We start from the raw sequence: 14,458 nt of genomic DNA on the forward strand, positions 1-14,458 counted from the left end.
CCGGATTATGGGACGTCATCGGTCTCATCTCACAAAACTTCATGCCCGCCGAATGCGCAAACTACTTCAGGGCCGCAGGATATGATCCAAACAGATCGGATTAGACTCTAAAATGGCATTCCTAAATGTCACATATCTTGTGAAACCTGCATCCGCTTGCATATTTCCTGCGCAAGGGGGGTCATCCTGTCGCAGGCGTTTGTCGTGGATGTAATGAAGTGATGTTGTGGACGGCTCCCGCACGGGATGTGCGAGGATGAAATCGTCGCCGTCTACAACGCCGTCAGGCCCCACACCAGCCTCAATGGCATGACGCCAGAGGCTTTCGCCCAACACGCCGGCAAGGCATACAACAACCCACAGACCCTCACTCAGAACTGAGGGCACGTTCGGGGCAGGGTCACCCACGCCCTACTGGCGGCGCTGCATATCGATCTTATCGAGGAAATGCTCGCTGGCGGACTTTCGCTAACGGCGATCCGGCAAGCACAGGCCTTACACGCAAGAGCCGTCGTTGACCGCATTCGGCCGTGAGCAGACGGTGAGGCGAGGCGATTTCCAAATGGCGTTCTGGCGGACCAGCGTGGGGGCCGTCCACCATCACCTGCGCCGCGGCAGCCTCGTTGAACGAGCCCAGGCGCGGACACCGACCCTTACGTGAGCAGCGACTTTATCCGGTCGGCGCCGTCCGGCGTTGCCGGATTGTAGACCACCATGCTGAGATCGGTCCGACCATCGACAGAAAAAGCCGAGTATTCGAAGGCAAGCGGGCCGATTACCGGGTGATGTATATATTTTACGGCGTCGCTGTGCGCGCCGCGAATCTCATTGTCACGCCACATCCTCCTGAACTCGGGGCTTAGCCGGCAGAGCTCGTCGACAAGAGGCTCCACATCCGCGGCGGCTCCCGCTCGCGCGGCATCCAACTTGAACGCCCCTACTACGAAGCGTGCCACTGTTTCCCAATCATTCTGTATCGTGCGGGCGTGGGGATTGAGGAACATCATGCGCAACAGATTCCGCTGGTCCGGCGGCAATGCGCCGTAGTCAACCAGCATCACGGTTGCTGCCCGATTCCAGGCGAGGACATCCCACGTCGCGGTTCTTATAAGGGCCGGGGTCGGGTTCAGCGCGTCGAGCACACGTTGCAGCCGCGGCGTGACGCCGGTACTCTTTTGATAGCGCGCCTCGGGCGGTCGGCCGAGGCCGAGCAGGAAGAGGTGTTCACGCTCGGCATCTGTGAGCATGAAGGCCCGCGAGAGGCGGTCGAGAACATCAGCGGACGGGGCGCCGCCGCGCCCCTGCTCGAGGCACGTATACCAGGTTGGGCTGATGTTGGCGCGTTGCGCGACTTCCTCGCGGCGAAGGCCCCGGGTGCGCCGCCGTTCCGAAGAGAATCCCAGGGCGACGGGGTCAAGTTTGGCGCGGCGGTCTCGGAGATAGGTGCCGAGTACGTTCTCATCCGGGAGGTGTTCGCTCATCCTGTCAGTCTTTATACTACCATAAAGTCCATACTTTACCACCATACAACGTGAGTTAGGATTTGTCCCTAATCGAAATCGGGGACTTGTTCATGCCTTCACTTTCGCCCTCGCCCTCGCCCTCGTCCATCTCTCTCCGCATTGCCGTCCTTGGTTGCGGCAAAATCGGCAGCACATTCGCTTTCCAGCTGGCGCGCGCCGGCAACGACGTCACCGTTATCGCCCGGCCGATGTCGGCCCGGCTCCAGCAGTTGCGACGTGACAATGGGATCGTTACCATCAAGGGGGAGCGCGCCGATGTGCAGATTGCCGACACGTTGGACGAGCAGATACCCTATGATCTGATCATCGTGACGGTTGTCGACTATCAGGTTGACGCGCTGCTCCCGGCATTGCAGCGCAGTGCCGCCAAGAGCATCCAGTTCATGTTCGTCAGTTTCGACCCGGAGCGGCTGCGCGATGCGGTCGGTGCAGACCGATGCTCATTCGGCATGCCTTTCGTGCAGGCGGTGCTGGACAAGGACGGCAGGCTCAAGCCTACCATTTCGAAATCTCAAAAGACCATCATGAGCCAGCAGCGCTGGGTTGACGTGTTCAACACCGCCGGACTGCCTGCTGCGTATGAACCCAACATGCCGCTATGGCTGCGCTGCCACGTCCCGCTCTGTATCGGATTTGAGAGCGTCTCTGTCGCTGGCGAACTGCGGGGCGGTGGTGCCTCCTGGGGCGAGGCGTTTCGCGTCGCGCGCGGCGTAAAGGAAAGCTTCGGGCTGATCAGGGGGCTGGGATACGAGATCTATCCCCAGTCGAAGGCGCGAATCAGCAATCTTCCGACTTTTGCCGTCGCTTTCCTGTTGTGGATGTTCTCGCGTGTCAAATCGATGCGTGAGTTGCTGGCCTCCGGCAAGAACGAATGCCGGGCGCTGATCGACGAGATGCTGGCGGCAGCGCCTCGCGCAAAGCCGACGGTCAATGTGTCCAGGATCCAGGCCATCAAACCGGCTTGATCGCCCCTTCCAACCCGGAGATTTTATCGTGCGTATATTTGTGACTGGTGCAACGGGCTGGGTCGGCTCTGCTGTTGTGAATGAACTGCTTGGTGCCGGCCATCAGGTGGTCGGCCTTGTCCGTTCTCGGGAAAAGGCCACAACACTGACGGCATCAGGCGCCGAGGTGCTTATCGGAACGCTCGACGATCTGGACCTTCTCAAAAGAGGTGCGGCTGAATCGGACGGCGTCATCCACACCGCGTTCAACCACGACTTCTTGAAATTCGCGGAGAACTGCGCACAGGATCAGCGCGCCATCGAAACACTCGGTGGTGTGCTTGAAGGTTCGAGCCGCCCCCTGCTGGTCACCTCGGGGCTTGGCTTTGCGCCAGGGCGGCTCGGGACGGAGATCGACCCGCCGATGCCCACGAACGATACCTATCCACGTGCCTCGGAAGCGACGGCGATTGCATTGGCGGCGCGTGGCGTGCTGGCCTCAACCGTCCGGCTACCGCCGTCTGTGCATGGGCATGGGGATCACGGCTTCGTGCCGATCCTTATCGGTATGGCGCGGGAAAAGGGAGTCTCCGCTTATATCGGCGAAGGTACCAATCGCTGGCCTGCTGTACATCGCCTCGACGCGGCACGCGTCTTCCGGCTTGCGATCGAGCGCGGCGTCAAGGGTGGCCCCTTCAATGCCGTTGCCGAGGAGGGTGTTCCGTTCAAGGAGATCGCAGAGGTAATCGGGCGGCGGCTGAATGTGCCGGTCGTCAGCAAGGCTCCCGAAGAAGCGGCGGAGCATTTCGGCTGGCTCAACGCCTTCGCAAGCTTCGACGTTCCGACCTCGAGCGAGCGAACCCGATCCCTGCTCGGCTGGGAACCCGGACAGCCGGGCCTGATCGCCGATGTTGACGATCCGGCCTATTTCGCCTGAGAGCCTGAATCAGAAAGCGGTTTGATGGATTTTCGGCAGAACTCTGCGGATATGGGCGATCATCAACCACGCGCAGGATGACGAGATTGTTGCCTCGACATCCTTCGTGAGGCGGCGCAATCAGCGCCCACTCCGCATCGCGCAGGTCGCTTGCATACTCCAGCTCGTCCCGGCGATACTGCGCTCGGGTGATTTCAGTCCAGGCCATCTTGATCTCATCAGGTTCTCGCAAAACCATGAATCATAACCTGCTGAAATCACTCAACGCATTTCCGGTCAGACACTAAGCACGACGCTGCCTATGGGCCGTGAGCACCGACGCGCAGGAAACGCGCGTCGGATCGCCGGCAGCGGTGCTTTTCAGGCAGCGTCGCCGGCGGCGAGGGTTTGCAGGCGTTCCATGGCGATGATGCGTACAGTGTGGCCCTTGCCGATCGCGACCAGCCGTTCGGTGCGCATCCAGCTCAGCGTCCGGCTTACGGTCTCGATCGTCAGGCCCAGATAATCGGCCATGTCCGACCGGGTCATCGGCAGCGGCACGTCCTCGGCCGGGTCCTGGGCCTCGCGCATGCGTTCCAGCAGGAAGCTGGCCACCCGCTCGCGCGCCGTCTTGCGGCCCAGCAGCAGCATCTGGTTCTGCGCCGCCACCAGTTCGTTCGACGCTTCCGCCAGCAACCGGCGTTCCAGCCGGGGGAAATCGTCCATCAGCTGCCGCATGCGCGGCCGCGAAAACCGGCACAGCCGCACCGTGTCGATCGCTTCGGCGCCGAAGGCATACTGGTCCGACACCGCAAGGCCCAGGAAATGCCCGGTGGTGGCGAAGCCCGTGATCTGCCGCCGCCCGTCGGGCAGCGCCTTGAACAGTTTTACGCTGCCCGAGGTGATATTGTAGAAATCGGTGGCCGCGGCGCCTTCCTCGATGAAGGAGCGGCCGGGCAGCACCAGCGTCTCGACCGCCGTTTCGGCCAGCCGGGCGATGTCGTCATCGTCGATGACGCTGCATACGCTCTGGGCCCGGATGCCGCAGGTCAGGCAATAGCCGGGCTGCCGGTGGGCTCCGGCCAGGATCAGGCGGCGCGGGCGGGCATCGCGCCGGCAGGTGGTCTGGTCAGACATATCGTCCGGGTTCCTCCCGGTTCAGGCCCGCCGGAGAGCGGGCCGGTCGTTTCGGCGCAGGCGGCCATCCGTCCGCTTGGGCCGAACATAGGACAGAATGCGGGCTGATTTGATCTGAATCAATGCCTTTTACTGCATCGGACCCAAGCGTGCAGGCATGGATGGCCCCTGCCGCTCCCGATCATGAACCCTGACACCGGCTTTGTCGTCGGTCTTCTGCGGCCCGAGGACGTCGCGCTGGCCTATCCGCTGGTGCGCACGGCCTATCCCGCGATGGCGCGCGGAACGTGGATGCGCCTGGCGCGGCGCGCCATGCGCACGGGCCCGCACGGCCGGCAGGGCATCCTTGTGGCGCGCCACGGCCCCGCCTGCCGGCCGTGCGGACTGATATCCTTTCGCTGCGATCCTGATATGCGCCACGGGCGGGTCCTGACGGCGGAACATTTCGTCGCACTGACCTTCGGCGAGGTCGGGTCGGTGCTGGATGCCTTTCTGCCCGCGTTGGAAAATATGGCGTGCAAGGCCGGGTGCGGCAGCGCGCGCGTCATTCTGCCCGGGGACCAGCCTGCGCTGCTGGCACGCCTGGCGACGCGGGGGCGGGATATGACCCACCCGATGTCGTTTCGGACGCTGATCGAGATATCGCAGAATATGGCTTGATTTATGTCAAGGCGATGACAGGCGGTGCGTGATCAATGCACTCCACACGATGTGATTCATCGCTGAAAGTTGAAAGGCGTACACGATGAAATTGACCCGTAGCCTCGTCGTCCCGGCCCTGGCCGGCCTGTTGGCGCTGGTGCCGGGCGCGGGACGTGCCCAGACGGCGACGCCGTCGGCCTATGTCAATGCGCCTGTCACCTCCGATGCCGTTCCGCCGCCGCCCTCCCGCGGCAGCCATTGCGGCCTGTTCGAGACCTGCGCCAGCACGAAGATCGGCCTGGGCAAAGGCGATTTCCTGATCCGCCTGTCCGCGCTGGGCGTGCTGCCCGAAGACCGCGACAGCAAGCTGTGGATCAACAACGCGGCGGTGCCGGGCCGGATCAAGACCACGCGCCAGGTCACGCCGGAACTGACGTTCGAATATTTCTTCACCGACAATCTGTCGGTGGACCTGATCGCCGCCAGCTCGCGGCATGAGGTTGCGGCCGAGGGCGTCGGCGGGGCGGCCCATGTCGATGTCGGCAGCGCTTGGGTGCTGCCGCCCACCGTGACCTTCGCGTGGCATTTCCGGCCGCACAAGCGCTTCAACCCCTATGTGGGTGTCGGCGGTACGATGGCCTGGTTCCACAATGTCTCGCCGGCCGGTGGCCTGGTGCAGAAGCTGAATGTCGGCTTTACCGGTGGCCCGTCGGTCAATGCGGGCTTCGATTATCAGCTGGTGGGCAACTGGTTCTTCAATTTCGACGTCAAGCAGATGTTCATGCGGATGCATGCCTGGGCCAACGATCGCGGCACCAGCAGCCCCTTCATCAAGGCGCATGATTCGCTCGACCCGACCGTGGTCGGCGCCGGTATCGAATACCGGTTCTGACCCTGATGGACGGATTGCCTCCTCCCGACGTTCTGGTTCGGTATGGGGGCAATCTGCCGCGCTATACCAGCTACCCGACCGCCGCGCAGTTTGACGCCACGGTCGGCGCCGCCGAAGCCGATGCATGGCTTCGCGCGGTTCCGGCGGGCACGCCGGTCTCGCTTTACCTGCATGTCCCGTTCTGCGACGTGCTGTGCCTGTTCTGCGGGTGCAACACCTCGGTGGTGCGCGATGCCGGCCTTCGGGCCGGCTATGCCGAACTGCTGATCGACGAATTGCAACGGGTGGCGGCGCGGCTCGGCCCCGGTCGTCCGGTCCGGCATATACAGTGGGGCGGCGGTACGCCGACGACCCTGCCGCCCGAGAGCATGTGCGCGGTGATGGAAACGATCCGTCGCCTGTTCGCCGTGGAGGCGGACGCCGAAATCGCGATCGAACTCGATCCCCGTTTCCTGCCGGCCGACTATCCGCCGCTGCTGGGGGCGCTGGGATTCAACCGGGCCAGCCTCGGGGTCCAGGATCTCGATCCGGCCGTGCAGGCGGCCAGCGGCCGGATACAGAGCCTGGAACAGACCGAGGATTGCGTGCGCCGGATGCGCGCGGCGGGAATCGGCTCGATCAATGTCGACCTGATCTATGGCCTGCCCTACCAGACGGTCGAAGGGGCGGGCGACACCGCGCTGACGGTCGCGGACATGTTGCGGCCGGACCGGCTGGCGGTATTCGGCTATGCCCATGTGCCGTGGAAGCAGAAGCGCCAGGCCCTGCTGCCCGAAGGCGCGCTGCCGCCGCCGGCCGAGCGGCTGGCCCAGCGGGCGCGCATCGATGCGGCCCTGCGGAGTGCCGGTTATCGCGCCATCGGGCTGGACCATTACGCCTTGCCGGGTGATGCGCTGTGCCATGCCGCCGAAACAGGGACGCTGCGCCGCAATTTCCAGGGCTATACGGTCGATCCCGCGCCGGTGCTGGTCGGTATCGGCGCCTCGGCGATCTCCAGCTTTCCCCAGGGCATGACGCAGAACGTGCCGGCGCAGGCATTTTACGCGCGGGCGATGGAAGCTTCGCCCGACAGCCTGCCGGCGGTGCGCGGCGTATGCCGGAGCGATGACGACCGGCTGCGGGGCGCGGTGATCGAACGGCTGATGTGCGACCTGCGGGTGGACCCGGTGGCCATGGGCCTGAGCCATGGCGCCCCGGCCTCCTGGTATGACAGCGCACGGCCGGCACTGCGCCAGGCCGAGGCGGACGGGCTGGTGGTGCTGGACGGTTCCCTGATCCGCGTGACCGAGGAGGGGCGCCCCTTCCTGCGCAATATCGCGGCGATGTTCGATGGGCATCATGCGCCCGCCGGCGTCAGGCGCCATGCCGGCGCGCTGTAGGCCTGCCGGGGCGGGCATGAGCGGTGCCGTGCCCAATCAGGCGTCCGTGTCGGTACGGGGGGCGCAGGCCCGGGCGTGGCCGTTTGCGCACTGGCTGCTGGACGACGTCCTGCCGCCATCGGCCCGTGCCGCGCTGCTGGCCTGGGACCCGGGGGCGGACGCCCATGGCGGCGATACCGGCGGCCGGCGCGATGCCCGCAATGGCCGGCGCGTCTTCGTCACGCCCCGGGCGCGCCGCGATCCGGGCCTGGACCTGCTGGCCCGCATGTTCGACGCGGCGGAGGCCCGGGACGCCATTGCCGCGTGCTGCGGTGCCCGGCTGGCCGGTACCGCGCTGCGGCTGGAACTGTGCCTGGACACGGACGGATTCTGGCTGGAGCCGCACACCGATATCGGGGCCAAGAAGCTGACCCTGCTGGTCTCGCTCTCCACCGGCCCGGGGGCGGCGGACTGGGGGACGGACCTGATGACGGCGGATGGCAGGCCGGTCGCGCGGGCCAGCGGCGCGTTCAATTCCGGCCTGATGTTCGTGCCCGGCGAGGAGAGCTGGCACGGGTTCGTGCGCCGGCCGATCCTGGGCCTGCGCCGGTCGCTGATCGTCAATTTCGTCTCGTCCGAATGGCGCGCGACCGGGGAACTGGCGTTCGGCCCCGGGGGCTGACCGCTCCGCCGGTTTTGCGTTCCGGCCCCGTTCGGTTCTAGGAAGGCATGAATCTTCCACCCAGGCCGTGGCGTTCATGGCGCAGCAACTGCAGGACGAGGCGAGAAAGGTAATGACCGAACACGCGCGCGAGACGATGGAATTCGATATTGTCATTGTCGGTGGCGGCCCGTCCGGTCTGGCGGCGGCGATCCGCCTGCGGCAGATCCTGCCGCAGGCCACGGTGTGCCTGATCGAGAAGGGCAGCGAGATCGGGGCCCATATCCTCTCCGGCGCGGTGATCGAACCGCGCGCGCTGGACGAATTGCTGCCCGACTGGCGCGAAACCGGCGCCCCGCTGAATACGCCGGTGACGGAAGAGGCGATGCTCTTCCTGACCGAAAGCCGGGGTTATGCCGTGCCGATGCTGGACCGGGTGATGCCGCACATGCGCAACCACGGCAATTACATCGTCAGCCTGGGCGATGTCTGCCGCTGGCTGGCCGCGCGGGCCGAGGAGATGGGGGTGGAGATCTACCCCGGCTTCGCCGGCGCCGATGTGCTGGTCGAGGACGGGCGTGTCGTGGGGGTGGTGACGGGTGACATGGGTATCGGCCGCGATGGCGAGCCCGGCCCGAACTACGCGCCGGGCATGGAGCTGCGCGCGAAATATACCCTGTTCGCCGAAGGGTGCCGGGGCTCGCTGACCAAGCGGCTGATGGCGATGTACAATCTGCGCAAGGGCGTGGACCCGCAGACCTACGGGCTGGGCATCAAGGAATTGTGGGAGGTCCCGGCCGAACAGCACCGCCCCGGCCTGGTGCAGCACAGTTTCGGCTGGCCGTTGGACAACCGGACCTATGGCGGCGCCTGGATGTATCATTTCGGCGAGAACCTGGTCTCGTACGGCTTCGTGGTCGGGTTGGACTATCCCAACACCTGGCTGTCGCCGTTCGACGAGATGCAGCGCCTGAAGCTGCACCCGTCCTTCCGCAGCACGTTCGAGGGGGGGCGCCGCATCGCCTATGGCGCGCGGGCGCTGTCGGAAGGCGGCATCCAGTCGATCCCGCGCCTGACCTTCCCCGGCGGTGCGCTGATCGGCGATACGGCCGGCTTCCTCAACGTGCCCAAGATCAAGGGCACCCATACCGCGATGAAGTCCGGCATGCTGGCGGCCGAGGCGGTGGCCGAGGCGATGGAAGGCGGCCGGGTCGAGCCGGCATCCTACACCGCGCGGGTGCGCAAATCCTGGCTGTGGGAGGAACTGCGCGCCGTCCGCAACGTCCGCCCCGCCTTCTCGCGCTTCGGCATGAAGGGTGGCGCCCTCTATTCGGGCATCGACGCCATGCTGCTGCGGGGCCGGGCACCGTGGACCCTGCATCACCGCCATGCGGATAACGAGGTCCTGGAATCGGCCAGCATGTCGCTGCCGATCGCCTATCCCAAGCCGGACGGCAAGATCACGTTCGACAAGCTGTCCTCGGTCTTCCTGTCCGCGACCAATCACGAGGAAGACCAGCCCGTTCATCTGAAGCTGCGCAGTGACGCGCTGTGGAAGACGGTGAACTGGGATGTGTTCCGCGCCCCCGAGAGCCGCTACTGCCCGGCCGGGGTCTATGAAGTGGCGGATGCCGAGACCGCGCCGCGCCTGCAGATCAACGCCCAGAACTGCGTGCATTGCAAGACGTGCGACATCAAGGACCCGGCGCAGAACATCGACTGGGCGACGCCCGAGGGCGCCGGCGGCCCCAACTATCCCGGCGGGATGTGATTTTCCGGCGAAATGGGCTATTGGGGGCGCCCTCCCTGGGGTGAGTGCTCCACATTCCCGCTGACAGACAGGCGAAGAGGTCCATGAAGGTTCTTGTTCCCGTAAAGCGCGTGATCGATTTCAACATCAAGCCGCGCGTGAAGGCGGACGGCACGGGTGTCGAGACCGCCGGTGTGAAGATGTCGATGAATCCGTTCGACGAAATCGCGGTCGAGGAAGCCGTGCGTCTGAAGGAAAAGGGCATCGCGACCGAAGTGGTGGCGGTGTCGGTCGGTGTGCAGCAGGCGCAGGACACGCTGCGCACCGCGATGGCGATGGGGGCGGATCGCGCGATCCTGGTCCTGACCGATGTGGCGGTGGAACCGCTGGGCGTCGCCAAGATCCTCAAGGCGCTGGTGGCCAAGGAAAGCCCGGACCTGGTGCTGCTGGGCAAGCAGGCGATCGACGACGACATGAACGCCACCGGCCAGATGCTGGCCGGTCTGCTGGGCTGGGCCCAGGGCACGTTCGCCAGCAGGATCGAGATCGCGGATGGCCGTGCCACCGTGACGCGCGAGATCGATGGCGGGCTGGAGACGCTGACGCTGACGCTGCCGGCGATCGTGACGGCCGACCTGCGCCTGAACGAGCCGCGCTATGCCTCGCTGCCCAACATCATGAAGGCGCGCAAGAAGCCGCTGGAGACGATCGCACCCGCCGATCTGGGCGTGGATGTGACGCCGCGCCTGACCATCGTCTCGGTCGCCGAGCCGCCGGCGCGCCAGCAGGGCATCAAGGTCGAATCCGCCGCCGATCTGGTGGCGCGTCTGCGCAACGAAGCGAAGGTGATCTGATCATGGCCGTACTCGTTTTCCTGGATCATGAGTCCGGAATCATCCGCCAGGCGTCGCGTTCGGCCGTGACCGCCGCCCGCGCGCTGGGCGAAGTGCATGCGCTGGTGACGGGCGACGCTTCGGTGGCCGAGGCGGCGGCGCGGATCGACGGCGTGGCCAAGGTGCTGCGCGCGGCCGGTGCGGCGGCCGCCCATGAACTGGCCGAGCCGCTGGCTGCGGTGATCGCCGATCTTGCCCCCGCCTACAGCCACATCGTCGCGGCTTCCGGCGCCAGCGGGAAGAACGTGCTGCCGCGTGCCGCCGCCCTGCTGGATGTGCAGCCGATCCCCGACGTGGTGTCGATCGTCGATGCCGATACGTTCGTGCGCCCGATCTATGCCGGCAGCGCGCTGGCGACGGTGAGATCGTCGGATGCGAAGAAGGTGCTGACGGTGCGTGCCTCGTCCTTCGATCCGGCCCCGGCCGAGGGTGGGGCGGCCCCGATCGAGCAGGTGACGGTGCCGGACGGGCCGGCGCTGTCGGAATTCGTCTCGATCGCGCTGTCGCAGTCCGAACGCCCCGAGCTGGAATCGGCGCGGGTCATCGTCTCGGGCGGTCGCGGCATGCAGAACGAGGAAAACTTCAAGCTGCTGAACCCGCTGGCCGACCGGCTGGGGGCGGCCATCGGTGCTTCGCGCGCCGCTGTCGATGCCGGCTTCGTGCCCAACGATTACCAGGTCGGGCAGACCGGCAAGATCGTGGCGCCGGAACTGTATATCGCCGTCGGCATTTCCGGCGCGATCCAGCATCTGGCCGGCATGAAGGACAGCAAAATCATCGTCGCGATCAACAAGGACCCCGAGGCCCCGATCTTCCAGGTGGCCGATTACGGATTGGTCGGCGACCTGTTCGACATCCTGCCGCAGGTCGAAGCCGCGCTGGACAAGGCGGGCTGATTGCCTCCGGGTCTCGCCCGGCGCCTTCGAGTCTGATTTTTTTTCCAGCGGCCTGTTTGTCCCTGCAATCCATCCTGTGGATTGCGGAGGCGAACGGGCCGCTCATTTATCGCGGCCTGTCGGGTCGACGCCTTCAGTCTTCGCCCAATACCGCGCGCGCCCGGCGCACGACCGTCTCGTACTCGGTCGGGCTCAGATAGCCTTCGTGGAGCATGGCGCTTGCCCTGGTCAGCGCGTCGCGCGCATGGGCCGCGTCATGGATCGGGTAGCGCCGTCCGGGCAGGGCGAAGGCCTCGTCCGGCAGGGCGTTCCGTTCTTCCTCGGTCAGTCTGGACATCGCTTCGGTCCTTTCCCTCTGTCCCTTCGCCGGTGCGAAGGGTCATGCCCGTGTCGACTGATCGGCCATGTCGTCGGCGATCTGTTCTTCCTCGTCCAGTTCGTTCAGCTCGGCCATCGCGCTCTTGGCGGTCCGTCCCGGCAGTTCGGCGGCCAGGCCGAGCGCCACCCGTCCGGGCTTGAGGTTGCGTACGACCGAGAAGGCCGTGAGTACGGCCCAGGCGCCGAAGACGACGCTGCCCAGCACCTGCCCCACCTGCACCCCGCAGGGGCCGAAGCGCATGCCGATCCAGACGAACGGAATGGTGCCCAGTGTCGCCCGCCCCCAGTTGAACAGGGTCGAATAGAGCGGGAAGCCCAGATTGTTGAACGCCGTGTTGGCGACGAACAGCATGCCGATGAACAGATAGCCGCCGACGGTCCAGGTGCAGAACAGGCGGATCAGGTCCGCGGTCGCGCCCTGGGCGGCGAAGGCGCGCACCACCAGATCCTGCGCCGGCAGCAGGATCGCCCATGTCAGGGCGACACAGATCGCCACCAGCTTGAGCGATGCGACCAGCGTCTGGCGTACGCGGTCCAGATGGCCCGCGCCCTGGTTCTGCGACATGATCGGCCCCACCGATCCGGTCAGCGCGAAGACGAAGGCGAAGGCGACGGGCACGATCCGGTCGATCGTCGCCTGCCCGGCCACCGCCGCCAGGCCGAAACTGGCCATTGCGTGGGTGACGAACAGGCCGCCGATCGGGGTGGCCAGGTTGGTCAGGATCGCCGGCATTGCCACGCCACCGACCAGTTTGGCGTCGTGCAGGACATAGCGCGTGGAGGGCATGGTCAGCAGGTCGTGCTGCCGCACTGCCAGATAGCCCAGAACGGCGACCAGCCCCCGGGACAGGATGGTGCTGATGGCGGCCCCTTCCAGCCCCAGATGCAGCCAGAAGATCAGCAGCGGGTCGAGCATGGCCGAGGCCAGCGCGCCGATCAGGGTGACGTTCATCGATTGTTTGGCGTCACCCACCGCGCGCAGCAGGCTGGAGCAGCCCATACCTGCTGCGACAAGCCACAAGGCGGGTGAGACAATGCGGATATACTGGCCGGCCTGTTCCGCCACCCGCCCCGTCGCACCGAACAGATGCAGGATCGGCGTTGAGAAGAAGGCCGTTGCCAGCCCCAGGGCGACCATGACGAGCGTCATGACCAGCAGGAAGGACGAGGCGATGCGCCGCGCCCGGTTGTGCCGACCGGCGCCGATCTGGCGGGCCGTGACCGCGCCCAGTCCGATCGACATGCCGATCGAGACCGCGATCTGGACATAGCCGACCGCGCCGGTAAAGCCGATCGCCGCCGTGAGTGCCGGATCGTTCAGCCGCGAAATATAGAACAGGTTCAGCAGGTCGACGGCGAACACGGCCATCAGCCCGATTGCCCCGGTACCGGCCATGACCACCACATGGCGCATGATGTCGCCAGAGCAGAAACGGGCGGGACGGCAGGGCCTCACGGGGGCCGCGTCCTTGCCCGGCCCGGCTGCGCGTCCGGCCGCGCCGCCGGTGCCGCGCGCTGCCCTGCCTGAGGGTCCTGGAATCATTGTCCGGATGATAGCCTCTTTCCTGCCGCGCGAAAGCCCGATCGTGCATGTGCCGCGCGGACGGTGGCCCGTTGCAGGCACATGACTATGGCACATGACTATGGCCGAAGAACGATGGCCGACGATGGTGGCGGAAAGGCGGCGGTCAGGGATGGGCCGGTTCGATGGCCTTCAGGCCGGTCAGGAAGATGCGGACCCAGCGGCGGATATTGGCCTCGATCTCGTCCGGGGTCACCAGGTCGCGGGAATGGAACAGTTCCCCGAGGATCAGCTTGCCCACCGTCATGTTGAACAGGCCGATTCCCAGATCCTCGACATCGTCGATGGGCCAGGTTCCGGCCTGCTGCTGCCGCTCCAGCCACTCCTCGATCTGGTTGCAGTTTCCGCACAGCTCGATGCTCTGCATGATGCGGCGGATCTCGGCGGAATCCCGGATCTCGCCGACGATGGCGCGGACCAGGCACATCCGCTCGGGCGCCAGCACCCGCATCGCGATCGCCATCAGGATATGGATCAGCTCGGCCTCGGGCGTGATGCCGGCCGGGCAATGGACCGCCAGATGCTTGATGTCGAACAGCCGCTCGCTGATCAGGGTGCGGAACAGGTCCTCCTTGGACGCAAACATCTGGTAGATCGTCTTCTTGGACATGCCCGACAGCTGGGCCAGCTTGTCCATCGACGCGTTATGATAGCCGTGATTGTCCAGAACCTGGCAGGCCGCGTTCAGGATCAGTTCCCGCCGTTCGCCACCTTCCAGCACGGGGGGGCGGCCGGCGCATCGCTTCTCCGGGCACAATTCTTCGGGCTCGCGGAGACGGGGAAGCACAAGATCCGACATCGTCGCCCCGGTAGCGGGCATTCCGGCAATTCCTTCCTGTCTTGAAGGCCTGACTTGAGGGGCTCGGTGTAAGGCCCGGCATGGGCG

At 65.6% G+C, this 14,458-nt stretch carries 14 protein-coding genes and 1 pseudogene; 9 read left to right on the forward strand and 6 right to left on the reverse strand.

Annotated elements, in window-relative coordinates; all coding sequences use genetic code 11:
* Positions 1-653: 653 nt before the first annotated feature.
* A complete protein-coding gene (locus HLH29_RS03805; RefSeq protein WP_182964698.1) occupies positions 654-1,481 on the reverse strand; it encodes a helix-turn-helix transcriptional regulator in 828 nt (275 codons plus the stop codon).
* Positions 1,482-1,573: 92 nt separating this feature from the next.
* On the opposite strand from HLH29_RS03805, the gene HLH29_RS03810 reads away from it, so the two are divergent.
* Positions 1,574-2,488: a ketopantoate reductase family protein gene (locus tag HLH29_RS03810; protein ID WP_182964699.1), complete on the forward strand. Its 915-nt coding sequence runs from the start codon at positions 1,574-1,576 to the stop codon at positions 2,486-2,488.
* A 28-nt stretch (positions 2,489-2,516) separates the two neighbouring features.
* Entirely contained in the window at positions 2,517-3,404 is an 888-nt protein-coding gene (locus HLH29_RS03815) for an NAD-dependent epimerase/dehydratase family protein (RefSeq protein ID WP_182964700.1), read from the forward strand.
* Positions 3,405-3,516: 112 nt separating this feature from the next.
* Here HLH29_RS03815 and HLH29_RS03825 read toward each other — a convergent pair.
* Together HLH29_RS03825 and HLH29_RS03830 are read right to left on the reverse strand one after the other, a co-directional pair.
* A pseudogene (locus tag HLH29_RS03825) lies at positions 3,517-3,612 on the reverse strand (IS5/IS1182 family transposase); the annotation flags it as partial.
* Positions 3,613-3,764: 152 nt separating this feature from the next.
* Complete coding sequence (locus tag HLH29_RS03830; protein WP_182964701.1) at positions 3,765-4,520, reverse strand: Crp/Fnr family transcriptional regulator; 756 nt, start codon at positions 4,518-4,520, stop codon at positions 3,765-3,767.
* A 183-nt stretch (positions 4,521-4,703) separates the two neighbouring features.
* Between HLH29_RS03830 and HLH29_RS03835 the strand changes: the two genes are divergently transcribed.
* The 7 genes from HLH29_RS03835 to HLH29_RS03865 all read left to right on the forward strand — a co-directional run bounded on the left by HLH29_RS03835 (position 4,704) and on the right by HLH29_RS03865 (position 11,612).
* Entirely contained in the window at positions 4,704-5,180 is a 477-nt protein-coding gene (locus HLH29_RS03835; RefSeq protein ID WP_182964702.1) for a hypothetical protein, read from the forward strand.
* A gap of 85 nt (positions 5,181-5,265) precedes the next feature.
* Positions 5,266-6,054, forward strand: a complete 789-nt coding sequence (locus tag HLH29_RS03840; RefSeq protein WP_182964703.1) for an OmpW/AlkL family protein — start codon at positions 5,266-5,268, stop codon at positions 6,052-6,054.
* Positions 6,055-6,059: 5 nt separating this feature from the next.
* Entirely contained in the window at positions 6,060-7,433 is a 1,374-nt protein-coding gene (hemN, locus tag HLH29_RS03845; protein ID WP_182964704.1) for an oxygen-independent coproporphyrinogen III oxidase, read from the forward strand.
* 16 nt (positions 7,434-7,449) lie between these two features.
* Positions 7,450-8,094, forward strand: a complete 645-nt coding sequence (locus HLH29_RS03850) for a 2OG-Fe(II) oxygenase (protein WP_182964705.1) — start codon at positions 7,450-7,452, stop codon at positions 8,092-8,094.
* A gap of 112 nt (positions 8,095-8,206) precedes the next feature.
* Entirely contained in the window at positions 8,207-9,844 is a 1,638-nt protein-coding gene (locus tag HLH29_RS03855) for an electron transfer flavoprotein-ubiquinone oxidoreductase (protein WP_182964864.1), read from the forward strand.
* 83 nt (positions 9,845-9,927) lie between these two features.
* Positions 9,928-10,677 (forward strand): electron transfer flavoprotein subunit beta/FixA family protein, encoded by a 750-nt coding sequence (locus HLH29_RS03860; protein WP_182964706.1) that lies wholly within the window; start codon positions 9,928-9,930, stop codon positions 10,675-10,677.
* A gap of 2 nt (positions 10,678-10,679) precedes the next feature.
* On the forward strand, positions 10,680-11,612 hold the full coding sequence (locus tag HLH29_RS03865; RefSeq protein ID WP_182964707.1) for an electron transfer flavoprotein subunit alpha/FixB family protein: 933 nt from the start codon (positions 10,680-10,682) through the stop codon (positions 11,610-11,612).
* A gap of 133 nt (positions 11,613-11,745) precedes the next feature.
* Here HLH29_RS03865 and HLH29_RS03870 read toward each other — a convergent pair whose 3' ends face one another.
* The 3 genes from HLH29_RS03870 to HLH29_RS03880 all read right to left on the reverse strand — a co-directional run bounded on the left by HLH29_RS03870 (position 11,746) and on the right by HLH29_RS03880 (position 14,392).
* Positions 11,746-11,949 (reverse strand): hypothetical protein, encoded by a 204-nt coding sequence (locus HLH29_RS03870; protein WP_182964708.1) that lies wholly within the window; start codon positions 11,947-11,949, stop codon positions 11,746-11,748.
* Positions 11,950-11,991: 42 nt separating this feature from the next.
* On the reverse strand, positions 11,992-13,404 hold the full coding sequence (locus tag HLH29_RS03875; protein ID WP_182964865.1) for an MATE family efflux transporter: 1,413 nt from the start codon (positions 13,402-13,404) through the stop codon (positions 11,992-11,994).
* 274 nt (positions 13,405-13,678) lie between these two features.
* Entirely contained in the window at positions 13,679-14,392 is a 714-nt protein-coding gene (locus HLH29_RS03880; protein ID WP_246373767.1) for a TetR/AcrR family transcriptional regulator, read from the reverse strand.
* Between the last annotated feature and the right edge of the window lie 66 nt (positions 14,393-14,458).

Source organism: Gluconacetobacter tumulicola, assembly GCF_014174215.1.
In the GTDB taxonomy this organism is placed as follows: domain Bacteria; phylum Pseudomonadota; class Alphaproteobacteria; order Acetobacterales; family Acetobacteraceae; genus Gluconacetobacter; species Gluconacetobacter tumulicola.